The 25,867-nt window shown below is 52.3% G+C and carries 23 protein-coding genes; 6 read left to right on the top strand and 17 right to left on the bottom strand.

The features are described 5' to 3' along the window. Positions 1-9 precede the first annotated feature (9 nt). The 12 genes from argC to ABJM21_RS02470 all read right to left on the bottom strand — a co-directional run bounded on the left by argC (position 10) and on the right by ABJM21_RS02470 (position 15,384). Positions 10-942 carry an N-acetyl-gamma-glutamyl-phosphate reductase gene (gene argC, locus ABJM21_RS02525; protein ID WP_348302969.1) on the bottom strand — a complete coding sequence of 311 codons (933 nt, stop codon included), beginning with the start codon at positions 940-942 and terminating at the stop codon, positions 10-12. Between the two features lie 9 nt (positions 943-951). After that, on the bottom strand, positions 952-1,890 hold the full coding sequence (locus ABJM21_RS02520) for a C40 family peptidase (protein ID WP_348302970.1): 939 nt from the start codon (positions 1,888-1,890) through the stop codon (positions 952-954). A gap of 125 nt (positions 1,891-2,015) precedes the next feature. Further along, positions 2,016-3,437, bottom strand: coding sequence for a leucyl aminopeptidase family protein (locus ABJM21_RS02515; RefSeq protein WP_348302971.1), 1,422 nt, complete (start codon positions 3,435-3,437; stop codon positions 2,016-2,018). Positions 3,438-3,480: 43 nt separating this feature from the next. Then, positions 3,481-4,992, bottom strand: a complete 1,512-nt coding sequence (locus ABJM21_RS02510) for an NAD(P)/FAD-dependent oxidoreductase (RefSeq protein ID WP_348302972.1) — start codon at positions 4,990-4,992, stop codon at positions 3,481-3,483. A gap of 56 nt (positions 4,993-5,048) precedes the next feature. After that, complete coding sequence (locus tag ABJM21_RS02505) at positions 5,049-6,587, bottom strand: NAD(P)/FAD-dependent oxidoreductase (protein ID WP_348302973.1); 1,539 nt, start codon at positions 6,585-6,587, stop codon at positions 5,049-5,051. 327 nt (positions 6,588-6,914) lie between these two features. Beyond that, positions 6,915-7,916, bottom strand: a complete 1,002-nt coding sequence (locus ABJM21_RS02500) for a hypothetical protein (RefSeq protein ID WP_348302974.1) — start codon at positions 7,914-7,916, stop codon at positions 6,915-6,917. Position 7,917: 1 nt separating this feature from the next. Then, positions 7,918-9,216, bottom strand: a complete 1,299-nt coding sequence (locus ABJM21_RS02495) for an outer membrane beta-barrel protein (protein ID WP_348302975.1) — start codon at positions 9,214-9,216, stop codon at positions 7,918-7,920. A 54-nt stretch (positions 9,217-9,270) separates the two neighbouring features. After that, on the bottom strand, positions 9,271-10,368 hold the full coding sequence (locus ABJM21_RS02490; protein ID WP_348371522.1) for a glycosyltransferase: 1,098 nt from the start codon (positions 10,366-10,368) through the stop codon (positions 9,271-9,273). Between the two features lie 146 nt (positions 10,369-10,514). Further along, positions 10,515-10,784 carry a hypothetical protein gene (locus tag ABJM21_RS02485; protein WP_348302977.1) on the bottom strand — a complete coding sequence of 90 codons (270 nt, stop codon included), beginning with the start codon at positions 10,782-10,784 and terminating at the stop codon, positions 10,515-10,517. 38 nt (positions 10,785-10,822) lie between these two features. Beyond that, positions 10,823-12,154 (bottom strand): hypothetical protein, encoded by a 1,332-nt coding sequence (locus ABJM21_RS02480; protein WP_348302978.1) that lies wholly within the window; start codon positions 12,152-12,154, stop codon positions 10,823-10,825. Positions 12,155-12,165: 11 nt separating this feature from the next. Next, positions 12,166-14,370, bottom strand: coding sequence for an AAA family ATPase (locus ABJM21_RS02475; RefSeq protein ID WP_348302979.1), 2,205 nt, complete (start codon positions 14,368-14,370; stop codon positions 12,166-12,168). Positions 14,371-14,436: 66 nt separating this feature from the next. Continuing rightward, complete coding sequence (locus ABJM21_RS02470) at positions 14,437-15,384, bottom strand: glycosyltransferase family A protein (RefSeq protein ID WP_348302980.1); 948 nt, start codon at positions 15,382-15,384, stop codon at positions 14,437-14,439. A 211-nt stretch (positions 15,385-15,595) separates the two neighbouring features. Here ABJM21_RS02470 and ABJM21_RS02465 point away from each other — a divergent pair, with 211 nt between their 5' ends. Genes ABJM21_RS02465 through ABJM21_RS02450 form a run of 4 tightly spaced genes read left to right on the top strand, consistent with a single transcriptional unit; the run spans position 15,596 to position 19,966 of the window. Next, positions 15,596-16,348, top strand: coding sequence for a glycosyltransferase family 25 protein (locus tag ABJM21_RS02465; RefSeq protein ID WP_348302981.1), 753 nt, complete (start codon positions 15,596-15,598; stop codon positions 16,346-16,348). An 18-nt stretch (positions 16,349-16,366) separates the two neighbouring features. After that, complete coding sequence (locus ABJM21_RS02460) at positions 16,367-17,887, top strand: lipopolysaccharide biosynthesis protein (protein WP_348302982.1); 1,521 nt, start codon at positions 16,367-16,369, stop codon at positions 17,885-17,887. Then, positions 17,880-18,881, top strand: coding sequence for a polysaccharide pyruvyl transferase family protein (locus ABJM21_RS02455; RefSeq protein WP_348302983.1), 1,002 nt, complete (start codon positions 17,880-17,882; stop codon positions 18,879-18,881). Before ABJM21_RS02460 ends, ABJM21_RS02455 begins: the two co-directional genes overlap by 8 nt. Continuing rightward, a complete protein-coding gene (locus ABJM21_RS02450; RefSeq protein ID WP_348302984.1) occupies positions 18,878-19,966 on the top strand; it encodes a glycosyltransferase family 4 protein in 1,089 nt (362 codons plus the stop codon). The genes ABJM21_RS02455 and ABJM21_RS02450 overlap by 4 nt, the downstream gene beginning before the upstream one ends. Before the next feature lie 9 nt (positions 19,967-19,975). Here ABJM21_RS02450 and ABJM21_RS02445 read toward each other — a convergent pair whose 3' ends face one another. Both ABJM21_RS02445 and ABJM21_RS02440 read right to left on the bottom strand, forming a co-directional pair. Then, complete coding sequence (locus ABJM21_RS02445) at positions 19,976-21,370, bottom strand: sugar transferase (RefSeq protein ID WP_348302985.1); 1,395 nt, start codon at positions 21,368-21,370, stop codon at positions 19,976-19,978. 535 nt (positions 21,371-21,905) lie between these two features. Then, positions 21,906-22,124 (bottom strand): hypothetical protein, encoded by a 219-nt coding sequence (locus ABJM21_RS02440; protein WP_348302986.1) that lies wholly within the window; start codon positions 22,122-22,124, stop codon positions 21,906-21,908. An 18-nt stretch (positions 22,125-22,142) separates the two neighbouring features. On the opposite strand from ABJM21_RS02440, the gene ABJM21_RS02435 reads away from it, so the two are divergent. Continuing rightward, complete coding sequence (locus ABJM21_RS02435; RefSeq protein ID WP_348302987.1) at positions 22,143-22,400, top strand: hypothetical protein; 258 nt, start codon at positions 22,143-22,145, stop codon at positions 22,398-22,400. A gap of 8 nt (positions 22,401-22,408) precedes the next feature. On the opposite strand, the gene ABJM21_RS02430 is transcribed toward ABJM21_RS02435, so the two are convergent. The 3 genes from ABJM21_RS02430 to ABJM21_RS02420 form a co-directional block, all read right to left on the bottom strand. Then, positions 22,409-22,996: a polysaccharide biosynthesis/export family protein gene (locus tag ABJM21_RS02430; RefSeq protein ID WP_348302988.1), complete on the bottom strand. Its 588-nt coding sequence runs from the start codon at positions 22,994-22,996 to the stop codon at positions 22,409-22,411. 353 nt (positions 22,997-23,349) lie between these two features. Further along, positions 23,350-23,553: a hypothetical protein gene (locus ABJM21_RS02425; RefSeq protein WP_348302989.1), complete on the bottom strand. Its 204-nt coding sequence runs from the start codon at positions 23,551-23,553 to the stop codon at positions 23,350-23,352. 12 nt (positions 23,554-23,565) lie between these two features. Beyond that, positions 23,566-24,105, bottom strand: a complete 540-nt coding sequence (locus tag ABJM21_RS02420) for a hypothetical protein (RefSeq protein WP_348302990.1) — start codon at positions 24,103-24,105, stop codon at positions 23,566-23,568. Between the two features lie 1,213 nt (positions 24,106-25,318). Between ABJM21_RS02420 and ABJM21_RS02415 the strand changes: the two genes are divergently transcribed. Continuing rightward, positions 25,319-25,690 (top strand): ParB/Srx family N-terminal domain-containing protein, encoded by a 372-nt coding sequence (locus ABJM21_RS02415; RefSeq protein ID WP_348302991.1) that lies wholly within the window; start codon positions 25,319-25,321, stop codon positions 25,688-25,690. The last annotated feature ends 177 nt before the right edge of the window (positions 25,691-25,867 follow it).

Below are 25,867 nucleotides of genomic sequence, written 5' to 3'. Positions count from 1 at the left end.
ACAGTCTTTTTAGAGACGTAGCCCGAGGGTTTCGTCGAGGCCTGCCATGGTGTTCAAATCCTGAACGGTGCTACCTGCTGCGCCTTTGCCGAGATTGTCGAGTTTTGCAATTAAACGGACCTGATCGCCGCTTTCATTGGCAAAAACGAACAGATCCAGCCGGTCCGTAGCCACGTCATTCTCGTTCAAAAGCAATTCGCTCATGCCATTGCCTTCATACGCTCGAACAATCGCGGAGCCCTCATAATGATGTTTCAAGGCATCCAGCAAATCACTGGCTTTTGCATCACCGCCCATGGCAGCGAGATTGAGCGGCACTTCAACAATCATTCCGCGATAGGCACGAACAACCGATGGTGCAAAAATCACATCATGGGTCAAACCGGCATGGCGCTTCATCTCTGGCATATGTTTATGCTCGAGAGTCAAGCCATAGCTGCGAAAGCCAATATCTGCTTCCTGTTCAAACCGCTCGATCAGCGCTTTGCCGCCACCGGAATAGCCCGACACGGCGTTAACTGCATAAGGCCAGTCCGCGGGCAACAAACCACGCGCTATGAGAGGTGCAACAAGCCCTAAGAAACCAGTCGGATAGCAGCCGGGATTGGACACAAATCTGGCGCTTGCTATGTCCTCACGCTGTCCATCCCTAAACTCGGCAAATCCATAAACCCAGCCAGCTGCCGTGCGATGCGCGGACGAAGCATCAATGACTCGGGTGCGGTCATTTTCAACCAGAGATACGGCCTGTTTGGCAGCTTCATCAGGAAGACACAGAATGACAAAATCGCTGTCGTTAATCGCCTCACAGCGGGCATTGGCATCCTTGCGCTGATCGTCGGGCAATCGCACAAGGTCAAACTCTTGCCGTGTCGCTAACCGGTCGGCAATTTCAAGGCCGGTGGTGCCGGCAACCCCATCAATGAAAACACTATATGACATGATCGTTGATCAGCCGAGACGCTTACGCGCCAAAACCGGTTGCTCTACATCTTCGCCAAAACGGGCGATCACATCGCCCAGCGGTTCAACAGCAACCCGCATCCAGTGAATATTCGCATGAATGATACGATCCCCATCGGCCATTATACCGACATGGTCGGGGAAAAAGACAATATCACCGCGCTTCAATTTCTCATCAGCTGTAATATCAGAACCAACGGCTTTCAACTGCTGGTCCGCATCCCGTGGCACCGATTGGCCTGTCAAGCCAAGCACCATCTGAATCAGGCCAGAACAATCTAGGCCATCACCACTACGTCCGCCCCATAAATAGGGTGCACCAATTAACTGCTCGGCAAAATCCACGGCGCTATTCGTTCCATCAAATACCAGCTTTGCGCCAATTTCCTGAACATGGCGCAGATGGACATAGCCTTTGCCAGTTTTCAAAAAATTGCCGCATTCGCTTGGTTCACCGCAAGCCAGTTTCGCCCCCATTGGTAGCCGCTTGATCACGCCAGCCTTTACATCAGGCGCAATGAATATCAGCGCGGCCCGCGCCGAAACGAGATGTGTGGGTTGAGCGGTTTTGCGTTGATGCTGCAAAGCATGCACCGGCAAATACCCAACATAGCCATCATGGTCGCAAAAGCCCCAGGCCCAATCCCCGACAACATCCAACAGATGGAACTCCTCGCCATGTAAAAGCTCGGAAACAGCTTCATGGTCCTTGCCGCTCTGTTTGCGGATCATTGCTTTTGGAGCGGCACAGCGCATTGGAAGGGCTTCGGCATAATGCGGCGCGAATAATTTTCCCGCCAGAGCAATGTCCGCCAGATCGCCACGATGCGCGGTTGTCCGCGGATCAAAATCCTCCTCGGGACCATGCAGCGAAAATTTCGCGCGTGCAGCCTGATTTCCGGCTTCTATATCCCCGACTATGTTCATTTGCTCTTATATACCCCATTTACAGCTTACGCCAAAATCGCAGCATCGCGCTTGATGACAAAGCTGTGACAACAGCCGCCCTTAACCGACAATCCACCCGTTGATCAAGCCGCGACTGCACCGGCTTATTTGGTGTAGCGTGCTTTCAAATAGTTCCAGCTCGCCCGCAATCCCAGCGCTTCGCCGCCCTTGGGCCGCCCAGCCTTGCTGGCTGGCCGCCAAGCATAAGTATCGAAATGCGCCCACGGGATGCTAGCCGGAACAAATTTTTTCAGAAATAGCGCCGCTGTTATACACCCCGCAAAAGAGCCAACAGCAACATTATTAGTATCAGCAATCGGACTCTTGAGGCGATATTCATAGCGCGACCATAAAGGCATGCGCCACAAAGGATCATCTTCCTCTTCACCACTATCCAGCAGCCCCGCCGCCATTTCATCATTGTTGCAAAACAGCGCTGGCAAGTCAGGACCCAAGGCGACCCTCGCCGCTCCAGTCAACGTAGCGAAATCAATAATCAACTCCGGCTCTTCTTCGCCGGCCAGTGTCAACGCATCACCCAATACCAAACGCCCTTCTGCGTCGGTATTGCCAATCTCCACCGTCAGTCCCTTGCGGCTCTGCAAGATATCACCGGGACGCAGCGCATGGCCATCTACCGAATTCTCCACCGCAGGAACCAGCAGATGTAGCTGAACCGGCAGCTTTGCCTCCATGATCATCTTGGCCAACGCGATGGCATGCGCCGCACCGCCCATGTCTTTCTTCATGATAAGCATGCCAGCCGGCGACTTCATCGATAGCCCCCCGCTATCAAAGGTCACGCCTTTGCCGACAATCGCTATTTTGGGAGCATCTGCTTTACCCCATTTCAGCTCAATCAGGCGCGGTGCATGTTCGCGCATAGCCGCCTTGCCTACACCATGGATCATAGGAAAATGCTTTTCCAGCGTGTCACCACGGGTGACTTTCAGGTCCCCGCCATGCTTTTCGGCCAGCTTTTCAACGATATCCTCAAGCTTATCCGGTCCCATATCAGCGGCCGGCGTGTTGACCATATCGCGCACCAAAGCGGTAGCCTCAGCCTGACGGACAGCTTCATCAATTTGGGATATCTCATCCTTGACCAGCAGAACGCTTGGTCCCTGCTTGTTTTTTGGCTCTTTGTAGCGCTCAAAACTATGCTGCGGAATCAACCAGCTAAACAAACCGCCCTTGGCACTCGCGCCTTTTAAGCGATATTTTCCTTCTGGAAGCTTCCCGCCCAATTTTGCCAATGCCCACGGATCGAGCTTCTTGTGGTTTTTGACACCGGCAACAACGGTAAAATCGCCTTGCTCAGCCTTATCTTTTGCGCCTTTTCCGGTTGTAATCGGAAGGATCAGAAATGACTTGGGATTGGCGACAAATTTATAGGCTGTCACAATGCTACGGACACTGTCCGGTTGTTCTTTCAGCCAAGCCTCAAAATTTTTCACATCCAATATCTGAATGGTCCGGGCAGGTTGGCCTTTGTCGGCCTCTATCAATGTCTTAAAGTCTGTCATCGGAATTCTATAGACGGACTATATCGCTAACGCGAGCGCCGAATTAGGCGGCAACAGGCTCGGTCTTTGGGGCAGCTTGTATTGATCCGAGAGAAACACTTCCGGCCTTGGCAAAAACCATCACCCCATCATCCACTGTCTTGTGCCGTAAATTGACAATATCCTTCGCGTAATTCTGATTGAGCCGCCATGGTTTCTTCTGGCCCTGCTTAGGCAAATCAGCAGCAGCCCGTTCAATATAACCGGAAGAAAAATCGACAATGGTTTCGGGAATCAGATCGTCCCCATCGGCCGGATGAGGATAAGCAATCTGCACGCCCTTGCCATCCATCTTGTTGATCAACCGGCAAATATACTCGCTGGTGAGATCCGCCTTCAATGTCCAACTGGCATTGGTATAGCCAAAGGTCATGGCAAGGTTAGGCACATCAGAGAACATCACACCCTTGTAATTGAAGCGCGAACCGAAATGAACTGGCTCACCATCAATCTCAAACTGGGCATGGCCGCCCGATACGAGCTTCAAGCCAGTAGCAGTTACGATGATATCTGCCTCAAGCTTCTCACCCGATTTCAATAAAATTCCATCCTCGACGAAACGCTCAATATGGTCCGTGACGATCGAAGCCTGCCCCGACTTTAGAGATCGGAACAGATCGCTGTCTGGCACCAGACAAAGCCTTTGATCCCAAGGATTATAGCTGGGCGTAAAATGCTTCATATCCACGCCGTCACCCATTTCTTCGCGGACCATCTCGAGCAGCTTCTTCTTAAATCCCGCTGGTTTGCTGCGCGCCAGGTTGAAGGTGAAGAGTTGATAAAGCACATTGCGCCAACGAGTGACGCCATAAGCCCATTTGCTGGGCAGGAATTTGCGCATGGCGAGCGCGAATTTATCTTCGGCTGGCCGGGATACGATATAGGTTGGAGATCGCTGGAGCATGGTCACATGTTCTGCAGTCTCAGCCATGGAGGGTATCAAGGTGACCGCCGTTGCTCCGCTACCGATCACGACAACTTTTTTGCCCGCATAGTCCAAATCTTCTGGCCATTCCTGCGGATGAACAATCGGTCCGGTAAAATCCTCTTGGCCCTTGAAATCCGGCTTATGTCCGCCTTCATAGCTATAATAGCCAGAGCACATGAAAAGGAAGTTGCACTCAATTTGACTGGTCGATCCATCGCCATGAGACAGGCTTACGGTCCATCGCGCCGTTTCACTGGACCAGCTAGCATCCGTAACCTTACGCTGATAGCGGATGTGCTTTTCCAGCCCATTTTCTTCCACTGTTTCCTGCAAATAGCTCAGAATTGTAGGCGCATCTGCAATGGCCTTACGGGCCGTCCAGGGTTTGAAATTATAACCCAGAGTATACATGTCACTGTCCGAGCGAATGCCGGGATAACGAAATAAGTCCCAAGTCCCGCCCAATCGTTCGCGCCCTTCGACAATTGCAAAACTTTTGCCAGGGCAGCGTTTGGTCAAGTGAACAGCAGCGCCAATGCCGGACAAGCCAGCACCAACGATCAAGACATCAAGAATTTCATTTTCCATATAATTTATTTACTGACATTAATGTCAATTACAAGTGTTTGATACAGAAAATAAAATCACTCCGCTGCTTCGAGCGCCGGTTCGGAGTCTTGTGCTGCCTGGCTATTCGGCCCGTAAAACTGGATAACACCGTCATCTATTGATTCGTTGAGCAGAACCTTTTTATCAAACAGATAATCCTGGTTCAGCTTCCACGGCATTTTTGTGCTGTTGCGCGGCAGTTCGTTGATCGAACGCTTGATATAGCCTGAAGAGAAGTCGAATAGCTCTTCCTCTTCTACCTTTTCCGATAGAACCGGATTGGCGATCCGCGTGCTGGTCGCATCCATATGGTTGAGCAAACGACAAGTATATTCTGACACAATATCAGCCTTAAGCGTCCACGACGCATTCAGATAGCCAAAGACAATCGCCATGTTTGGTATGTCAGAGAACATGCAGCCCTTATAATAGAAATGATCGTGGAAATTGATCGGCTTGCCATCAACCTCAAAAGCGACCTTGCCAGCGACGGCGAGTTTCAGGCCCGTGGCGGTAACAATCACATCCGCATCCAGTGTCTCGCCGGATTTCAGCTTTATGCCATCGGCAGTCACCGTATCGATATGACCGGTTTTGACATCAGCAGCACCCGAGCTAATCGCCTTGAACATATCGCTGTCAGGAACAAGACATAGCCGCTGCTCCCACGGCCCATAAGGCGGAGTGTAGTCTTCCTTGTTATATTTATCGCCGAGCTCTTTCTTAAGCGGCTTTTCGAGTTTTTTGACGATCTTCTCAGGCTTGTTCCGTGCCATGTTGAAGGTGATGTCTTGCATCTTCACATTTTTCCAGCGGATGATGTTATACGCCCACTGATCGGGCATGATCTTACGCAGAAAATTGGCGAGATGGTCCCTGGCATCGCGGGCGAAATACCATGTGGGTGTGCGTTGCAACATCGTCACATGTGTTGCCTTTTCTGCCATCACTGGAACAATGGTTACAGCAGTCGCGCCGCTACCAATGATCACGACTTTTTTACCGCTATAGTCCAAATCCTTGGGCCAGAATTGCGGATGGACAACATCGCCTTTGAAATTTTCAATGCCCGCAATCTGCGCATCATAACCCTGATCGTAGTCATAATAACCAGATCCCATGTAAAGGAAGTTGGCGTGCATAGTTACATGGCTGCCATCTGATTTTTCAGCGGTCACTGTCCAGCGCGCATCTTCACTCGACCAACTCGCCGACAAAACCTTGTGGCCAAAATGGATATGCTTTTCCAGATCATGCTTTGTCTTGATCCGGTGGAGATATTTCATGATCGACGGACCGTCAGCAATCGCCTTTTGCTCGGTCCAGGGCTCAAATTTGAAACCAAGCGTATGCATGTCGCTGTCAGAACGGATGCCGGGATATTGAAACAAATTCCAGGTCCCGCCAATCTCATCGCGACGCTCGACCATTGCAAAGCTCTTGCCCGGACATTTGTCGCGCAAATGGACCGCCATGCCGATACCGGAAATGCCAGCCCCGACAATCAGCATGTCGACCGACACTATTGGTTCGTCTACTGCATTGCCGCTGTTTTCTTTTATCTGCGTAGCCATTTGCCGTCTCTCCCAGCTTTGTCGCTACTATGCCATTCCCGAGACAAGGTTGCAAACGACAATTTAATCGACTGGTTAAGGCCAAACTTCTCGCAGTTCTTGTGAGAATATTGCGATTTTCTTGAGAGGCGGAAGCTCATGGCTGATTATGTCAAATACAGCCTTCAGTCACCGAACCTGAACGAGATTATACGCTTTATACACAGAATCGCCTAAAAATTGTTCCTCGTTGCCTGTCTTCCAAACAGTTCTTGACGATAGAACACCAACTCACCGGTTAGCATAGCTGATCGACGATGTTGTAGGACAGGACTTTCGGCAACAGTCCTATTCGGCAGTCCGGATATTCTGCTCTTCGCGGGCAGGAATCCATGTGATATTCGGTTCGCTATTCTCTGCAAGCACAAGCGGCGCGCCCGGAGCGTCTATATCGGCATTGCGGATTTCGATATTGGCCGGCGCGTCATTATCAAACAGGAAAACCGGCGTGTCATTATCGGATGCGGCGCGAACCACGGGCCGGTCGATGACATATTTTGCTGTCCCGCCATGGAAAGAGAAATGGCCCGGCCTGCCCGATCCGCCGCGGGACCGCGGATTTTCGCTGCGGCAGCTTTCAAGCCTGCCGCTGCCCCACAAACGGAAATTACGTTTATTGTCCTTGGCTACACAATCGACCAGCCGCACATTGCTGGATTTCAGATCAAAGCCGCCATCGGTGCTGCCAGCGGCGATACAGCTCAAATATTGAATCGCCTCATTGCCGCGCTCGTCGGAAAAACCGTCGCCATTCCAATAGTCGTTGCTCGACCGCCCCCGCTCGGCAAAACCATGGGCCTGGCATCGGCGATAGATGATCGCCCGCGCCTCATCATCGAGAACAAAGCCGGTGCAATAGCGTTCTGTCTCAGCGCTGGCTCGCGCGATCACGTCTTCGATCACGCCGTCTCGTGACCCATAGCGAATACGCGTCATCGCTCGCTTTATGTCGTCTCCGGCAATTTTACGCAGTGTAAAATTCGTTAGCGAAGCGGGTTTAGCGCGATCCGACGCGGTATTTTCGAGGAAACGATAGAGATCACGCCCTTCCACCTGTTCCACCACCAACCCATCGGTCGCGACATTCACGCGTATCGCGCCATTCCCAAGATTGAGGAATTTGGAATTTTTGACAACAAGCCCCGATTGCGCTCGTAAGCCTTCACCAGAACCGTCGCCCTGAAAGGTGCGACCGTCTATTGTCGCGGCCTTTGCCGAGCGGGAACAGCCGGCAAGCGAAGCCAGAGCCAAAACGGAAATAAAAGTGCGGCGGTCGAGATAATCGATCATGTCACATTCCTGCTATGGTGATGCCCGCCAGGAAACGGTGCCGGGAAAATTCGCGCCCCGGGAAAGTCCCCGAAGCATCCTGATCACGAAAATCATATTGTGCGTGGAGCGAATAACGCGGGTTGAGACGCCACTCGACGCCCATCCTTGCGCCGGTAATATCATAGTCCCGGTCGATGTCCTGAAACCGATCCTCTTCGTAACTGATGCTGGCGCTGACGATCAGATTGCGCAAAAGCTCATAATCCGCCGTTAGGGAAAAGGATGTAGCGACATAGGCGCCCGAGCCCAGCGTCGAAGATTCATCAACGCCGCGATTGGCGCGCGCCGTCAATGTGACGAGAGGCGTGATAAAATATTCAAGCTTCGCCCGCGCGGCAAAGCCATCAACATCGTCAAAGCCCGCATCTTCGAAATTTTGCCGAAAATAGCCGACGCCAATTTCCGAGCGGATGAGTTTGCTCAGCTGGAAACTCGTCCCGGCGGTAACTTCATAGCCCTTGGAATCGCGAGAAGGCGACAGCAATGGCTGGTCCACATAATTCCGCTGGTTGACGGTTCCGTTCACAAAAACCGACAGATCCGGGCTGACGGCAAATTCAGCGCCGAGATCGCCGGTTAAGACGGTCCGGTTCCGAAAATCCTGATCTACAAGGACGTCCAGTCCATCGCGACCATCTTCATAATTGCGCGTTTCCACCCCCGCGCGGCCAGCAATCCGGAGTTGGCCGAACGTCCGCGCTGCCCCCGCAAAAGCCGAGGCGAAGCGATATTGCACCGGCTTTTGCAGATTGAGCGGCGAAGCAGGGTCAGTCCGATCCTCGGTGCGCTGACCATTGCGCGTACCCACATAGATCTGGCTTTCGCGGTCCAGATCAAAGCGGCCACGCAAGCCCAGGACATAATCCGTCGTGCTTTGGCTATTCGTACTGATATATTGCCTGTGATCCAACTCGGCTGCGGTCTCAATGTTGAAACTGCCCAGCTGTTTAGATGCCGTCAGTCGGGGTCTGACCCGGACGATCAGGTCGTCACTGGCATCCCGCACGGCGAAAATATTGCTGTCATATAGAGTGTCGACGGTGATACTCGGCATGATCTCGGCCCCACCAATACGGTAAGGCACAGGGTCAAAAGCGGGTTGAGGCCGCTCCTGCACACTGAGGATATCGGGGCGCTGAAACTGCAGGCTTTCATCACGAAAATCTTCTAGAACTTCGGACTGCTGCGCATGAACAGTGGCAGGCAGCAATCCGAATATGAACATAGAGACAGTGGCACAGAGGCTAGGCTGATGCATATATGCTTCAACTCCTTGCTTAGCCCCAAGGTTGAACAGCAAGTCGGTACTCAACTATGCCGCGTGAAGACCCCTCTCTATCACGTGCCAGTAGCGCTGTGCCGCCTTTTCCGGTGTATAGTCTTTGGTACGGGTCAAAGCGAGCCGGGCAAAGCGTTGACGGGTATTATCATCTTGTAAGTAACGTAAAGAATCGGCCATCGCGGCGATATTGTTGCATGGCACGAGGATGCCAAAATCTGCCAAAGTCATAGCTTCAACCGGAAAATTGCTTTTATCGGCGAGAATTTCGGAAGGCCCTGATCGACAGTTAGTTGCAACCACCGCTGTGCCCGTGCTCATTGCCTCTACCAGAGCGTTTGGAAAACCTTCCGCATTGGATGGCAGCACAAAAAACTGTGCCTCGGCCAGCAAGGGAAAGGGGTTCTGAACAAAGCCCGGCAGGATAATGCGCTCTTCCAAACCATGGTCAGCAATCTGCCGTTCAAGATCAGCGCGCAAAGGGCCATCGCCAATGATGATAAGTTTACCGGCAATGGACGATGCCGCAAAAGCATCGACCAACAAACCGAAATTCTTGTTCTCGACCAGCCTACCCATCGCAATAATATAGGGCTCATCCGGATGAGCCGGAAATTTTTCTAATGCCTGCCGGGCAATACGAGCAGTGTCGACAGGATTAGCAATAACGCTGATAATATCATTTGGTACGCCAAATGCATCTGACAGGCCGTCGGCGACGCCCTGTGAAACGGCGATGACATGATTGGCGTGACGATAGGATAGTCGGATTAGGTTCCGGCTCAAATGTCCCGATAAGCCGCTGCCAAGATGTGCGCCGGTATTTACTCGCTCGCTAATATTCCATGGCCTGCCAGTCCCTGCACGGCTCGCCCAGTTTGCAACATTGGCGCGCGTGAGAAAACTGAGTGTGGCCGCCGGACGCAAAGATCGTTCTAGCGCTCGCAATTGCAAGATTGATTGCAACAGACTGCCGCGGCAGTCGAGCTGGTGCAAAGTGACCCAATCCGGTATCTCATAAGCTGCCGGTTCGTCATCCAACAAAGCCAGCACTATGTCATAGCGGTCCTGATAGGCCTTGGAATGAAGAAGCAGTGCCGCCATCACTCGCTCCGCTCCGCCGCCGGTCAAGGAATTGATGATGAAGAGAATTTTCGGCCGCAAATATGTTAGTCCTGATCAAGAAAAGCGCCCTTGGACTACCAAATCACTAGGGCCAGAAAAATGCTCCGGCGCTGTAGCGCACCAATTTCGGGTTGACGGGAATGTATGGCGGATCAGAAGAAAAAAAGTACAACGGCAATAGCAATCACAATCCAGGTAATTAGTCCGGCACCGGCGATAACCCACATCCGTCCGGGCAATTGTTGCGCTTTTTCAGCTGAAGACGATGGTTCAAACCTGTCTCTTGATCCCGGTTCATCGCTATCATCGGTGGTCGGCGGAACATGGGCAGGCATACGAGCACTGACGCCATTGTCAGACATAGCGTCATTGGAAATGGTAGCTGGTCCTGATCCAGCGGTATCTCCGCCTTTGTCGCCCAATCATGCCTCCCCTGTTCCAAATAAAAGGAACGTAAAAGTCACACAGGGCGCAAACTTGCTTTCAACTGGCTTTTAATTGCCCCTGATTCCACTTTCCTGAATAGCGAAAAACCACAAATAATGGCATAAAAAATTACACCTTCTATTTGCCACAGGGCCATTGTCGACAAGTTCATGAAAAGAAATGACAAATGCGCAAAGACAAGCGTTGCGCGATCTTCGGCTGGCGCCTGTACCGCCAATTTGGCCATCGTGAACCAAAAAACCAGCAACAGAAAGACTCCAGCCCAACCCAATTCATAGAGGTAAGCGACAATCGTATTATGGGGATAGACTTTGAATATCTCTTCCCAACTATCCGGACCAAAGCCGACAAGATGATTGAGCGTTGTTCCGTCGAGCCACGCGTAAATATAGCCTGACCAGATATAGACGCGGCCCGATAATAAGCGGCGCTCATCAAACGAAAACTCGGCCTGCGGTTTGATGTATTGGCCAGGATCGCCGAAAAATACCGCTAGATCATTAAAACGCTCGGCCGAAACACCCGCCAATACAAATATGCCTGCCAATGTTACCAACGATATGATGACAGCCAATATCACCCGCTGTTCCCTGACGAAGGAGAACATTGCGCTGCTAACTAATTGAATGGCCGCCAATGGCAATACAGCCAGCATCGTGGTGCGGTAATTGGCAAGGATGATCCCACCGAGCAGAGTAGCGGACAACAAGGCTTGAATCAGACGCGGCAGGGTAACCGCAAAGCAGGCCACCACAAAAAACGTTGCCATCGCGATGGAGAAGGTGGCCTCATGATTATAGCCGCCAATGTAGCTGCTCGATCCATCAAATTCTGATGCTTTGACAGCCCCCAGTCCGATGGAAAGCAATTGAAAAACCAGCAGCGGTGCGAAGGCCCAAAGCAGCGGCGCAAAAAAACGGGGCCCGTCATTTTCTAAAAGCGCACGATAGACGGCGATCATCAGAACCATGAAATAGATATGTTTTACGGCGGCATTAAGCGCTGTGAACAACCCATCATTCGCTGCGGCACTGATTAGCGAAAGCAGGATCAGCGCATAAACCGGCAATAACGGCTTCAGAAGAAAATGCCGCGGAGCCACTAGCAACAGACCAATGCCCGCAATGGCAACAGAACCGAGGGCATTCAAACTCAACCCGGCGACAATGGGCGAGAACGTAACTTCGTGGAATGCGCTCATGATATAGCGGAGCCAAATCGCAAAAATCACAAATCGCGCCGGATAACCGCGCACTTTTTTGAGCGCGACAACCATCGGGACAGCCGTCAGAACGGCAACCAGCGCCAGCAATGGCAAAGGCAGGGATGGCGCGCTTCCGTCCATTACGAAACGCCCTAGGCGTAATATTCCTTATATTGTTTAAAATAGAGGCCAGCGTCACCAAAACCGGTTCGCGCTTGTTCGACGACATCTACACGGCTGAGCACGACTCCGACGATATTGGCGCCAACACCATCCAATTGGTGCAGCCCGATTTCCGCCGCCTTAGCCGGTGTTTTCTTCCACTGGACAAGAAACAAAACCATGTCTGCGAGCGCGGCCAGCATCCGGGACTCAGCAACCGGCAAAACCGGTGCGGTATCCAGCACGACAAATTGAAACTGCCCGCGCAATTCTTCCAATAAATCTGCCATGGCCTGTGACCCCATCAAGTCGAACGGCGTGTCTTCATCGGGCTTTTGGCCAAGAAAATAGGTTCCGCTATCCTCATCATGGACGACCGCCTGCTCGAGTGATGCGTCGCCGTTCAAAACATCGGTCAAACCAAAAGTGATCGATTTTGCAAGCGACCGGGATGAAGCCTGCCGCCGGGAGTCACAATCCACCAGCAATGTGCGAATACCAGAGCGAGCAGCGGCGCTGGCTAGGCAAATCGCTGAACTGGTTTTGCCTTCACCCGGCAAGGCCGATGTGATGGAGATGATTTTCGTTTGTCTTCGGGCTGCCGACCTTCCCCCAGGTGCCATAACCAGACTGGTTTTCAGGGCACGAAAGGCCTCGGCAAAGGCGGATTTAGGATGCTCAATTAGAAACTGCGGCGGCCAGGGTATCGGTTCCCGGGATTTTCTGACTTCGGGAAGCGAGGAGATTTCTGGGATAGATCCCAATGCGCTGACCTGCAGTTTTTTTTCAATGTCGGCGGCTGTTCGAAGGCCGCTTTCCATAAACTCCCTGCCCGCCACCACGGCTGTCGAACAAGCGCCGGCAGCGACAAAGGCAATGGCGATGTACAGCAAAGGATTGGGCGATATCGGCAGTGCCGGGATGGCCGCGCGAGATACTTCTTTAGCGCCGCTGGTCTCCGTACCTTGCCGGGCGACCGACTCCTTATAGCGATCGAGAAAGCCCTGATAAAGTTCACGTGCAGAGGCCGCATTGCGCTCCAATTCACTCAGCCGTACCGATGCATCGCTATCTACTGCCAAACGGTTTTGCAGCCCAGCGATCGAAGAGGCGATAGACGATGTCTTTCCCCTTGCCGCTGTCGCTTCAGTCTTCAAACTCGCAACAATCCGCTCGACCTCTGCACCGATCTGAACATCGACATCGGCCAGCTGGCTTTGCGCCTTGATCAAACTGGGATGGCGCGCTCCATAGCGGGTTGTAAGGTTCGCCACTTCCGCACTAGCGGTGGCGCGCTGGGCTCGCAGCGCACCTACAACTTCGGATTCCAGCGCAGCTCCCAACGATTCCCCGGTCAATCCCTGAGCCACCTGTGAGCGGGCGGTGGTCAGTCTGGAATTCGCAACGGCCTCTGCTGCACGCGCTTCGGCAAGCTGGTTGTTCAGGACCGACAATTCCTGCTGTGTGATTGAACTGACATCCGAGGCCGCAAACAAACCCTCTTGAGAGCGATATTCCGCAACCTGCGCCTCGGCAGCTAGCACCTCGCCGCGTAATTCTTCCAGCCGGGTTTCGAGGAGATCAGCACTCCGCTGGGTTGAGCCAGCCTCACCTTCCACGCGAGTCAAAAGATATTCATCTATTGTCGCGTTGGCGATATTGGCGGCCATTTTGGGGTTTTCAGACGTATATTGCACCGCAATGGCGTAGGATACACCTTCGCGCTGAACGCTTAGCGACCCGCCCAATATGCGAATAGCGCGATCACGCGCTGCTAGTTGCTGCGCAGCGGTCGTCGGAGGTGATGCACCTTCCTTCAATAGAGCGGGATTAAATTCAGGCTCTTGGGCAAGCTTCAGCGCATCGACAACCCGCCCGGCGATAAAGGGCGATTGCAATATCTCAACCGTTGTATCCACAGTTGGCGAGTCGGTTGTCAGGGCCGGGGTTTCCGTGTTCACAGGCACAACATCCTGCGCTTGCCGTTCCACCACCATAGTCGCGGTTGCAAGATAGCTAGGTGCTGTCATGTAATAGACTGCAGCAGTCGCAATAATGGCGGCAAGCGAAACCAGAAAAACCGGGACGATATGTTTGCGAAACGCCCGGCCGATGGCGCGCAAGTCAATCAACTCGCTGGTTTCTTCGGCAACAAACCGGTCCAGCGGCAATGGTGTTTCCGACATTTTATTCATGGCACGCCAGCTCCTATTCAAAAGCCCCCTGCGTTTTGCCCTGATCTGCACCCCTAATTCAAAATATTATGCCCCTTTGACCGCCCGGTAGATTCTGTGCCGCAATGCCGTCGGCATCAGCCTCAGAGCCTCTATCATCACAAACAACCCGACCCCTTCGGGCATGCAAAGATTGCGGGAAAATTGCCGCGAAATCGTGCCGCTTTTGAATGAAAAGCGGGCATATAATCCGATTTGCTGGTTGATCAGCTTGCGCAACAATACTTTTTCTTCCGGACCGGCCATGTCCGCCATGGCACGCGCTGTTTCCACCATGATGGGAATGGTATCGGGATGGGTCATTTTGCTGACCTTGTTATCCGTGTCCCGATGAAATTCGGCGCTAACCTTCGGGACATAAGTAAAGGGCGCATGCGCCAGCGCCCGCAGCCACATATCCTTATCGCCGCCGCGCACCGCCTTCCCGGCTGGAAACGGACCAGCATTTTCCAGCACATCACGGCGAAAGGCCGCTGCACTGGTCCAGATTGGGCACTCCCCGCTCTGTACCCAGATATCCAGACTTTCCCGGAAACCTGAAGCACGGCCTTCGAGCGAAGCCAGCGCATCGGTCATCTTAGATGCCCTGCGGTGCTTTTCGAAAACATGATCATAACGTGTGGCAACACAGCCGGCCTTTGGTGCCCGTTTGATCGCCATTGCCATGTCCGCGAGATGCGATGGATGCCAGATATCATCAGCATCAAGAAACGCGATCCAATTACCATTGGCCTCGGCGATACCGAGATTGCGTGCGGCATACCCGCCAGGACCTGGCGTGTCGCGAAACAGCATCCGGATCCGGGGATCGGTCATTTGAGAGACAATCGCAGCGCTGTCATCGGTGGATGCGTCATCGATCACAATCAACTCGCTGGGCGGCAGCGTCTGTTGCAAGGCGCTTGCAAGACTCGCAGCCACATGACGGGCCTTGTTATGGACCGGAATGACAACAGAGAAGCTTAGATCAATCATTCTATCCCGTTTTTTGCAGTGCCGAAGTTAACTTGTTGCATGACATAGACGAATGGATTTTTAGCCTTGCCAACTGCGCGTTACAGGCATTTATAGAACCCAGCTCCTTCGTTGTGCAATGCAGTAAAGTTCGGTCGGTCTGGGGATTCTAACGACCGATCCCGAACAACATTTGGATCCGCATCAATCGATGCCGGATGAAGGAACTGTAATGGCGCGTAGCTCCGTCCGGACCAAAATTTTCGTCATAAGTATGCGCAGCGCAGCGCAGCGTCGGCATGCATTTATCAGCAGCGGCGTACCCAAATCGATGAATTGGGATTTTTTCGATGCACATGAGAAGCTGCATGCTGGCCTTCATTATGATGAAGACAGAGCGATCATTGCCAAGGGTCGTCCTCTAAAAGCTGGCGAGCTCGGCTGTTTTTCCAGCCATCATGCCCTGTGGAAAAGATTGATTGAAGATGATGCCGACCAATATCTCATACTGGAAGACGATATTCTCGCAGACTGGAGCTTCATTAAACCCCTGATTGCAAAAGATCATGGCGAAGCTGGCCACGACTATATCCGACTCTATTACAAGAAACCTGCACCTACTCGAATTTTGCAGAAGGACTTTATCTGTCGCACCACAAGGCTGATTGAAATTTCAGGCTATTGTTTTGGTACGCAGGCTTATCTGTTGACCAAGAACGGGGCCAGACGCTTTCTGGATCATATCTCGGAAGTCAATCGCCCAATTGACGATCAGATGGACCGGTCATGGGTCCACGGCGTTCGCAATCTGGCGGTTTTCCCATTCCCGGTTCTGGAACGCGCGATACCTAGCGCAATCGGAACCTCCCGTTTCGACACCTATCGAATTCCCGAACGATTGAAGTTGAGACGCTTTGTCTCTCGGCAGCGCGAGCGCGCGGGATATCAAATTTTCGGCCGTCGCCGCTTTCGATTTCAGCTTTAACCAGTGAGTGACCAACGCATGACGGATAAAAGCACTGATTTTTCTGACAATGCTTCTGGCGGTGCTGGGGCAATGTTTAACGATTCATTGCGTCAAAAATCCAAAACGTCCTTGGGTTGGACGGTGACAAAAGCCTTGAGTGATCAGGTTTTCTCACTGGTCATATTCATCATGCTGGCGCGGCTTCTTTCCAAAGAAGAGATCGGCATATTCGCCATGGTCTATGTCTTTTCCGAGGTCGGGCGGATCATCGCAACCGGCGGTCTGGTGCAGCTTATTGCGCGTGCCAAAAAAATCGATGATCTTCAGATTAATACGATTTTCTGGACCAATATGGCCATTGCCTTTGCCTATGTCGGGTTGATCTGGATCTTGGCACCCTTGCTGGCCGACCTGCTCAACCAGCCGGGCCTAACCGATCCCCTGCGTATCTTGTCGCTGGCCTTGCCCATCAACGCATTAGGCGCATCCCATTTCGCGCTGCGCCTGCGTGAATTTGGTCACAAGACCGTGGCCGTGCGGTCGATATTGGCCGGGATCATCGGTGGTAGCACTGCTGTTTTCGCGGCCATGTCGGGATGGGGCATATGGTCGCTTGTCGTCCAGCGCTGCGTGACCGAAGCAGTCAGTACTATCTTAGCTTGGGCCTCCTATCGCTGGGTACCGGGATTTCAATTTAACTGGTCACAGGCCAAACAGAATTTCGCTTTCACTAGTAATCTCACCATTGCCCAGCTCATTTTCCTGATGCTGGTACGGGTACAGGATTTGCTAATCGGTGCCAGTCTTGGCGCAGCAGCCGTCGGTGTCTATCGGGTCGCATGGCGCTCCACAGAAATGTTTGCCGCCGCTGCGATACAACCGTTTTCAGCCGTCGGATTGCAGATATATTCGCGCCTTCAAGACAATCCGGTCGCCATGAAGCAAGCTTATAAAGCGATGCTTGGCATCTGCGCCGCCCTGTCCTTCCCGGCATTGGTTGGTTTCGGTGTTATCGCCCCCGACCTTGTGCCGCTGGTATTCGGTGCGAAATGGCAGGCGGCGGGTAATCTGGCACAAGTCTTCGCGTTCATGGCGATACCCTATACGCTCAATTTCTTCGCGTCACCGGTGCTTTCGGCAGTGGGCAATTCACACCGTCAGCGCACGCTAGCCATCACGCAGCTTGTGATGACACTGATACTGACCCTCATCGCCTTGCCTTATGGTCTGACCGCAGTGGCCATGGCCTATGTCGTCCGCTCTTACCTGACCCTACCGCTGCAAATGCACTTCCTGAAAGAAGCCTCAGGCATCGGGATAAAAACTACCTTTGACGCAATCAAAGCGCCGTTCCTGGCCTCCACGCTCATGGGCTTTCTGCTCTGGACCACGCTGCAAATTTTCGCAGACGGCCAGTCGCTGTCTTGGGTGATGCTGTTCGCAGCGGTCACCGGTGCAGCTCTTTTCTACGCCGCCACCTTGCTCGCCATTTCCACAACCTATCGCCGTTTAGTCACAGACTTCCTTCCCCTAAAGGAGCTTTCCCCCAATGCCTGAACAACTCACTCTGCAAAATACGCATCCCGGCACCATCATGCGCAGTCTGCGCGATAGGATCACAGATCATATCAAGCCGCTGCTGGATGACCAGCCGTTCGCTTTGCTCGATTTCCCCGATCATTCCAATGTCGGTGACTCTGCTATCTGGTTAGGTGAGACGCAGTTTTTTGCCGATCATGCCAAGCCGCCCGCCTACACAAGCAAATTGAAATCGCATGATTCATGTCAGATGGAACAGGCCATTGGCGATGGCACAATCTTTCTGCATGGTGGCGGAAATTTCGGGACCATCTGGAAATCGCATCAGGATTTTCGTCTTGATTTGTTGTCGCGCTTTCGCGGTCAGCGGATCATTCAGTTACCGCAATCGATATATTTCGACAATTACGAGGCCGTCGATGAAACCGCCCGTGCCATTGAACAGCACGGCAATTTTACATTGCTGGTTCGCGATCAACGCTCGCTGGAATTTTCGCGCTGTCACTTTCAGTGCGAGGTGTTCCTGTGCCCGGACATGGCGCTCTACATGGAACCTCTGGAACGGCAGGCACCGGTTCATGATTTCTATTATCTTATGCGTACCGATTTTGAACGATCCGTTAGAGGCCAGGCGGATCACCCGGGATATTCATTCGAAAGCGGCGACTGGCTGACCGAAGACAAGCTACAGATGCGGATGTCAGCGGCGACTTCGAAGCTTATGGATTTTGGACAAAGCCCCAACGCCGCGCGCGCGCTGAAATATGACCGGCTGGCCAACACCCGCCTAAAGCGTGGCATGGCTTTGTTATCATCAGGGCGTGTCGTCGTGACCGACAGATTACATGGGCACATCATGTCGACCCTGCTCGGCATTCCTCATGTCGCCTTGGATAACAGCTACGGCAAACTCCAAAATTTCATTCAGGCGTGGACATCCGACATCAGCTTCCTGCGCACGGCAGACACACTCGAAGAGGCACAGTCTCTGGCAGAGGAGTTGCTGTCATGAAAGTAGCAGTAACCGGCCTGCGTGGTATCCCCAATGTCATGGGCGGTGTGGAAACGCATTGCGAAGAAATGTTGCCACGCGTCAAGGGACTGGATCCCGACCTTAACATCACCGTCTTCGCGAGAGCGCCCTATGTAAAAAAACCGCGCTACCAATATCGCGGCATTTCCATAGTCAGCTTGCCCTCCCCCGTCTCGGTCTGGCGAGAGGCGATAACGTCTACCTTCAATGCTATCCTCGCAGCACGCCGGACAAAAATGGATATCATCCACATCCATGCCATTGGTCCGGCCTTGCTCACACCACTGGCCCGCTTAATGGGACTCAAGGTTGTCGTGACCCATCATGGCGAGGATTATAATCGCGCCAAATGGGGCCGCTTTCCGCGATTCATATTACGCATGGGCGAGCGGCTGGGAATATTATTTGCCGATCACGTGATTGCCGTTTCGCCTTCACTGACGAAGAAGCTGAAAAAGTCTTTTCCGGGATCAACAGCCCGCATTTCCTACATACCCAATGGCGCACCCGAACTCCCCCGGTCTCCGGGAGATGCACTCGCGCGATTTTCGCTGGAGCCTAATAACTACGTATTGGCTGTTGCTCGTCTGGTACCCGAGAAAGGGTTGCACGATCTTATCGAAGCCCATGCCGATATCAAGGATGGCCGCAAGCTGGTCATTGTCGGCGGGGCCGATCATGATAGCGAATATTCAGAATCCCTCCTGAAATTAGCCAATGAGCGCGTCATCTTTACCGGGTTACAAGATCGCGGAACCTTGCGGGAGCTTTACGAAAATGCCGCTTTGTTTGTAATGCCATCTTATCATGAAGGTCTGCCCATCGCGGCTCTGGAGGCGGGGTCCTGTTCCACGCCCATGCTGCTTAGCGACATTCAGCCCAATCGCGATATCGGATTGCCGGAAAAAGACTATTTCCCGGTGGGCGATACCGGTGCATTGGGCGAGGCGCTGAACAAGCCCAATTATCTGTACCGGGTTGATGCAGCAGAATTTCGCAAGAAATTTGATTGGGACAAGATAGCGCTCAGCACTTCGACCATCTATCACAAGCTCATGAGCTAATCGCGATTATCAGAAACCGTTACGGTGAACGATAACTCCAAGCGTCCGCGCGAGAATGACCAGATCATAGCCCAACGACCAGCGCTGAATATATTCCAGATCTGAAGCCAACCGCTGTTCGAGATCCGCGCGGGTCATTGTCGCACCGCGAAATCCGCGAACCTGTGCCAGTCCGGTCAAGCCCGGCACGGTGGCATGGCGCAGCCAGTAATTGCGGTCAATTTCCCAGAACAACTTGCTGTCCGCTTTCGAGCCCAACGCATGGGGCCGGGGGCCAACCAGGCTCATTGTGCCAAGCAAAACATTAAACAGCTGCGGCAATTCATCGATACTAGTGGCACGGATGAAACGACCGACGCGGGTAATCCGATCATCATCGCGGCCGGTCGATCGGTCACCATTTAAATCGCGTAAATCATCTCGCATGCTGCGAAACTTATAGATGTGAAAAAGCCGATTACCGTGCCCCAGCCGTTGCTGCCTGAATAATACGGGCCCACGACTTTCCAGCTTGATGGCAATTGCCGTGACCAGCATGAGCGGTGCCAGGAACAGGATCGCTATCGAGACAATGATGAGGTCCATCAGGCGCTTCAACCAAAGCTGAACACGTGTCAGAGGTTTAACTTGCGACGCGTGGATTGGTCCTATCGTATTGGCCTCTGCCGGGGCGGACCGGTAATGCCGATAAACATCGCCGGTGACGCCGGTGCTTTTGAGAACAAGCGCCCAATCATTATGCCGTTCAATCGGGCAAGCCACGATAACGCGATCGATTGACCGAAACAGATTCCCCAAACGATCGAGCATCGCGGGATCGGAAATATCGGGATGCAATCCTGTTTCTTTCGCATCAATAACCGGCTGATCAAAAATCGGGCCGTGCGGAACGCCATCCACGATAATCAATTCACTCAGCGGATTGGGGCCTAAAGTCCGCTTGGCAAATATGTGGCAGACATAGCGGCCACCAGCGATCAGAGCTGATGAAATCAGGAAGCCCACAGCCAAAAAGGACGGATGATGCTGTTTCAATATCGAGAGGCCAAATAGGATGAAGAGTATCAAAGCCAAAGTTGCAAAAAGCGAACCGATGCTACGGACCGTGGCGCCTATGCTTTTGTAGAGCGCGCTTCGGCCATAGGCGTTACTGTTCAATGCTAGCGCCAGAAATATCGGAACTGATAAAATGCCAAGCTTCAATCCCGGCGATGCAAAAGGTTGATCCAGCAACAATGCATTGCTGATCAAAAAGCCTATAAACACTGCCAAAGCATCTGTAATCAGCATGGCAGAATAGATGCCGGCTCGCCGCGACCGCTTGGTCAGGCTAGATTCGTTTTTGGTGGTAAGCTTAGAGGTTGTGAAAGATGCGTTTTGCAAAGCGCGTATCGTTGCCGTCATCTCAGAATCCCTTCACGATCATCTCAGAAATATGGCGAGGCCAGCGCTTGGGTCAGAGATTTCAACGATGTTGCGTCGCAACAATAAAATCTCTCAATCAATCCACTCTTTCTTCATTTGGATCGATCTTGCTAGCGCCTGCCATAGTGAGACGGGTCAAAAAAATTCCCCTGAGTATTTTTACTGCCATCCTGAAACCGGCTTGTCACCACAAGTTTACAGCACCCAAGACGGGGTGTGTATTCAACACGATTAGATACCATATGGTCTATCTGTGGTTGTGCTAAACGGCATTTATACCCACAAAAAGTCCGCGATGTTACAATGCTGCGTCGCAATATATCATCGCATGGGAGGACAGTCTTTGAATGACGCGCAGGCAATAGATATTGGGGCAACAGGTAAAGGCTCGGATCGTAGCCGCAGCCTGCGATACACTTGGGCGCTCATTTTATCTGACCTATACCGCTATGCCGGGAACCGCGGCACGCGATCATTTCTCCGTCACTTTCTGTTCACGCCAGGCTTCAAATATTCAACCGTCATGCGGCTGTGCGGCTGCTTGAAAAAACGCGCCCTTATGCGGCTCACCGTTTATCCGCTGCTCAAGCTGCTGTTGCTGCGTTATCGCTACAAATACGGGATTGCCATTCCGGAATATACCAAGATCGGTCCCGGTTTTTTCATCAACCGCTTTGGCAATATCATGATCAACGGTGATGCCATCATCGGTGCCAACTGCAATATCACGCATGGATCTATGCTCGGGCAAATGAACCGGGGTCCGAATCAGGGATCTCCCATATTAGGCAATGGTGTCTTTCTGGCCGCCGGGTGCAAAGTCATTGGCAAAATCACAATCGGCAATCGCGCCGCTGTGGGAGCGAACGCCGTCGTCACCAAACCGGTACCCGATGATGCCGTGGTGGGCGGAATTCCGGCAAGAATATTATCGATGAACGGATCAGAAGGCTATATTAACCGCCGCGTCGATCCCGACTATGATACGCGATTCCGGCCTGTTTCGTAAGCGCTACCCTAAAAAAAACGTTCCACAATCCTGATGGTATCACCCGGATAAATCCGCGTATTACTCCCTAATCTAATCTTCACTTCATTCGGTTGATCAGAGCGCTTGATAAAAATCTGCTTCTGCTGCGCGCGATATGTGAAGCCGTCGGCTTTTGCGATGGCCGCAAGTACCGTCATGTCGGGATTATAGGGATATTCACCCGGCTTGTTGACCTCTCCCAATATGTAAATCGGCCGAAAGCTTTTCACCTCTACATTCACTTGCGGGTTGATCACGTATCCATCTGCCAATGATGCGGCGATCTTCGACCCTAAGCCCTCTGGGGAAAGACCAGCCGCCTTGATATTGCCAACCAAGGGAAAAGCGAGAACACCATTGGCGCCTATGATAAATTCTCCGGTTAGCGTTTCTTCACCATAGGTGATGACCTGAACCGTTTCTCCAGCACGTAGTTGATAAGATTGATTTATATCCGGCTGCTCAGCCGTCTCCACCGGAAATGCTCCAGAAGAAGCGCAAGCCGTCAAAAGCAGAGTGATCACAAAAACCGAGCCAATCTTGCGGCAGGTTTTCATGCCAAATCGGGTTTCCATATAATTTTCCAGCCAATCAAAGCAAAACCCCCGCAAATTTAGTAATATTTGTGAAGATCATGCTCAAGTTCCGCACGACAATCGGAAAGACAAACTGGATCAACGGATAAATCTGGTGCGCGAGGCAGTCTGCAGCGAATGGGATTCAATCGTTCAGGGGTGGTTGTAAATGTCACCGTAATTCGTGCCCCGCAGTTGATACGGAGCCTAGGGTGGCTGTCGCGCCCGTCTACCCTGGGCTCCGCATCAAGTGCGCAGCACCCACCTCCAACTTTGCCCATTTATCTCTTCCCAAAGTTCACACAAATCTCACACCCTCATTTCTCCATGTTACGCTCCAAAGTTCACACAATTCACACTGGCTCGGGCAGATCATCAAATATCCCGCTGCGATCCAGCAAGCCGCTGCGATCGGCCCGCTCCCATTGGAGGTCATCCCACTCTTCCCGCTCAGCAATATCGAGATCAGAGACATCAATATCTTCCGGTGCCATCGCCTGTATCTTCTCGCGTTCGCTATGGAGAGAGATGGTCGCTAGCAAATCGCTATTAGACAAGGATGGTTGCGGCTACGAACCGGCTTTCCGGCCAGCCCCATCAATCTCCTCGACCAGCTCCACGCAATCCTCGCCTTTGCCGATACCTTCCAGCAAATCATCAAACTTCTCCGCTGCCGCCCGCGCAGGCTTGCCCGCCAGATCAATCCCGTCCGCCATCTTGTCGAGCCGCGAAAGCGCTGCCAGAAACAAGGGCGCGCTCCAGCGTTCCCTTGTTCCGACTTCCTCCCCCTGATGCCAAACCACCTCGCGCCAGCCATTCAGCCCCTTGTCCATCAGTTCATCCTGAAAGACATCGCGCGCATGAATAATCGCCGCATCCCACGCCCGGGCAAAGGCCCGCGCATCGGGCCGCCGGCGCAGCTTATACGCACTCTCCCGCGACAGCCCGGCATAGCGCGCCGCCGCCCGCACATTACCGGTCCGCGCCAAGGCTTCCAGAAACACCACCTGCCTATCCGGCGACCAGCCATCATGGCGCTCCCTGGGCTGGGCCAGATCATCAGCATCAGGGATATCGGTGAAGGTATCTTGGGAAGGGTGTTCGGTCATAGCTATGTTCCTTTTATGAGGGGAACATGCAGATATAACCTATCTGGTACATTGTAGGAAAGGGGGGAGAGAGAGTGCTGGTGTTGTAGACCGGATTCGCGCATTAGGACTGCGTGAGCCGGTGATTCAGCCTTTTGGTTGAGTAGCTCTCAAAAGGTGGAATCGAATGATCTGGTTGTAGTGTTCTATTTTCAGAAAGCTGTCGCTGAATGTTCATGAGTGTTTGGACGCTCGCCCCAGTGATCGCAAATTTTATTTCATTCCTTACCGCAATTCTTTGTTCAACAAAGACTCATCAAACCAAACATCTGAATAGTTGGGCGCAATTAAGAAGCGCCAACCTTCTGCCAACCCCAAGTAGTCAACAATAGAGGGACACATACTTTCTAAGTGTTTTGCATGAACTGGTTCAAAAAATCGTCTGCCTGACTTAGTGTTTCGCCCGCCCAAATATACCATCCTGAAGTGGTTTCAGTGGAACTATGACGGAGACCATTTAAGGGAACCTTTGTTCTATCTATATCTTTTTCTATGCCGACGATGCTGTCCCTGTGTATAGGGGAAAATTCCGCCATTTTTGATGTTTTCCGGTTGAACAATGCATCTGACAGCCACAAAAACGGCCTATGAGACGGGCGGCGTATGTTCGCCTATATCGCGACCGCCAAATCGTCTCTAGTCACCACTTTGAATCCCGCAGTTTACCTAACCTTCGGAAGTTCGGGGACTAAATCCGTAAACATCAATACTATTAAGTTATTGATATATAAGAGAAAAATGAGTGGTGCGCGGCGCAGTCTGTGGCGAACGGGTCTCACGCTGTTTTTCCCTGTTTTTGCGAAATTTGCAGGGAAAATCGCGCCAATCCTCGGCCTTTTGATCACCAACACCCCTTCAAACACCGAAATTCTGCGGATGCGAGGCTCAATACCGATGTTCCACCCTCAAAAATTAACAGGGAAACCTGCACACATTAACAGGGAAATCATATCTCAATAACAGGGAATTTGCGCTGTGCCGGGCTGCATATTTTTTGACCTACCAAGCGCCAATTCAGTCACTTCTTAGCATTGAGAGCACGCATTACTTCTCCTTGACAAAAAGTTGATGATCCATATTCTAAAAATGTAACCGAACGTAAAATTGGTTAGAGGAGCAATCTCATGAGCGACCCGATCGCCTTAAAAGCCCACAAGATGATTGGAGAACGTTTATGTTTGAGAGCAATGCCGCCCGCGCCGTTACCGATGCCCGTATAGATACGCTAGTCCCCTACGCGCGCAACGCGCGAACCCATTCCAAAAAGCAGATCCGGCAGATTGCTGACAGCATAGAGCACTTCGGATTTACAAATCCGGTTCTGGTCAGCGATGAGAACGAGATTGTCGCGGGGCATGGCAGAGTAGAGGCAGCCAAGCGGCAGGCAGAGCTTCTGCTAGAACCCAAGCTCGACAAGAAAGCACGGCGCGAGACTTACAAATTCGTCAACAAGGCTATGCAGCCCTTCTTGAAGTTGAGAGGGTTCCGGTCGCTCGCCGAGCTGGAACGCGCTCGTGAGGAAATCGGCGATGAATGCAGTGGATAAGACGACCGAGCCGTGAGATTTACCATTGGCGAGCAGCTGAGTTTGCGGCCGCTGAACCCCCAGAATGGATTCCCATCCTTTTGATATGATGTCCTTGCTCAGCACTGATGCGAGATCACTATATATGGTACAGACATCAACTTTATCGTCGAGTTGTCGCTTATCGTAGCTGCATAC

The sequence above is a fragment of the Parasphingorhabdus sp. genome (assembly GCF_039977335.1).
Taxonomy (GTDB): Bacteria; Pseudomonadota; Alphaproteobacteria; order Sphingomonadales; family Sphingomonadaceae; genus Parasphingorhabdus.
This window is presented reverse-complemented; position numbering and strand designations above follow the sequence as displayed.

Coding starts and splice junctions, on each gene's coding strand:
- ABJM21_RS02465 (WP_348302981.1), top strand. CDS start 15,596: ATGGCGCGTAGCTCCGTCCGGACCAAAATTTTCGTCATAAGTATGCGC.
- ABJM21_RS02500 (WP_348302974.1), bottom strand. CDS start 7,916: ATGATCGATTATCTCGACCGCCGCACTTTTATTTCCGTTTTGGCTCTG.
- ABJM21_RS02460 (WP_348302982.1), top strand. CDS start 16,367: ATGACGGATAAAAGCACTGATTTTTCTGACAATGCTTCTGGCGGTGCT.
- ABJM21_RS02510 (WP_348302972.1), bottom strand. CDS start 4,992: ATGGAAAATGAAATTCTTGATGTCTTGATCGTTGGTGCTGGCTTGTCC.
- ABJM21_RS02435 (WP_348302987.1), top strand. CDS start 22,143: ATGAACCGGGGTCCGAATCAGGGATCTCCCATATTAGGCAATGGTGTC.
- ABJM21_RS02430 (WP_348302988.1), bottom strand. CDS start 22,996: ATGGAAACCCGATTTGGCATGAAAACCTGCCGCAAGATTGGCTCGGTT.
- argC (WP_348302969.1), bottom strand. CDS start 942: ATGTCATATAGTGTTTTCATTGATGGGGTTGCCGGCACCACCGGCCTT.
- ABJM21_RS02475 (WP_348302979.1), bottom strand. CDS start 14,370: ATGAATAAAATGTCGGAAACACCATTGCCGCTGGACCGGTTTGTTGCC.
- ABJM21_RS02515 (WP_348302971.1), bottom strand. CDS start 3,437: ATGACAGACTTTAAGACATTGATAGAGGCCGACAAAGGCCAACCTGCC.
- ABJM21_RS02455 (WP_348302983.1), top strand. CDS start 17,880: ATGCCTGAACAACTCACTCTGCAAAATACGCATCCCGGCACCATCATG.
- ABJM21_RS02495 (WP_348302975.1), bottom strand. CDS start 9,216: ATGCATCAGCCTAGCCTCTGTGCCACTGTCTCTATGTTCATATTCGGA.
- ABJM21_RS02415 (WP_348302991.1), top strand. CDS start 25,319: ATGTTTGAGAGCAATGCCGCCCGCGCCGTTACCGATGCCCGTATAGAT.
- ABJM21_RS02445 (WP_348302985.1), bottom strand. CDS start 21,370: ATGACGGCAACGATACGCGCTTTGCAAAACGCATCTTTCACAACCTCT.
- ABJM21_RS02470 (WP_348302980.1), bottom strand. CDS start 15,384: ATGATTGATCTAAGCTTCTCTGTTGTCATTCCGGTCCATAACAAGGCC.
- ABJM21_RS02480 (WP_348302978.1), bottom strand. CDS start 12,154: ATGGACGGAAGCGCGCCATCCCTGCCTTTGCCATTGCTGGCGCTGGTT.
- ABJM21_RS02520 (WP_348302970.1), bottom strand. CDS start 1,890: ATGAACATAGTCGGGGATATAGAAGCCGGAAATCAGGCTGCACGCGCG.
- ABJM21_RS02450 (WP_348302984.1), top strand. CDS start 18,878: ATGAAAGTAGCAGTAACCGGCCTGCGTGGTATCCCCAATGTCATGGGC.
- ABJM21_RS02505 (WP_348302973.1), bottom strand. CDS start 6,587: ATGGCTACGCAGATAAAAGAAAACAGCGGCAATGCAGTAGACGAACCA.
- ABJM21_RS02440 (WP_348302986.1), bottom strand. CDS start 22,124: ATGCGTGATATTGCAGTTGGCACCGATGATGGCATCACCGTTGATCAT.
- ABJM21_RS02420 (WP_348302990.1), bottom strand. CDS start 24,105: ATGACCGAACACCCTTCCCAAGATACCTTCACCGATATCCCTGATGCT.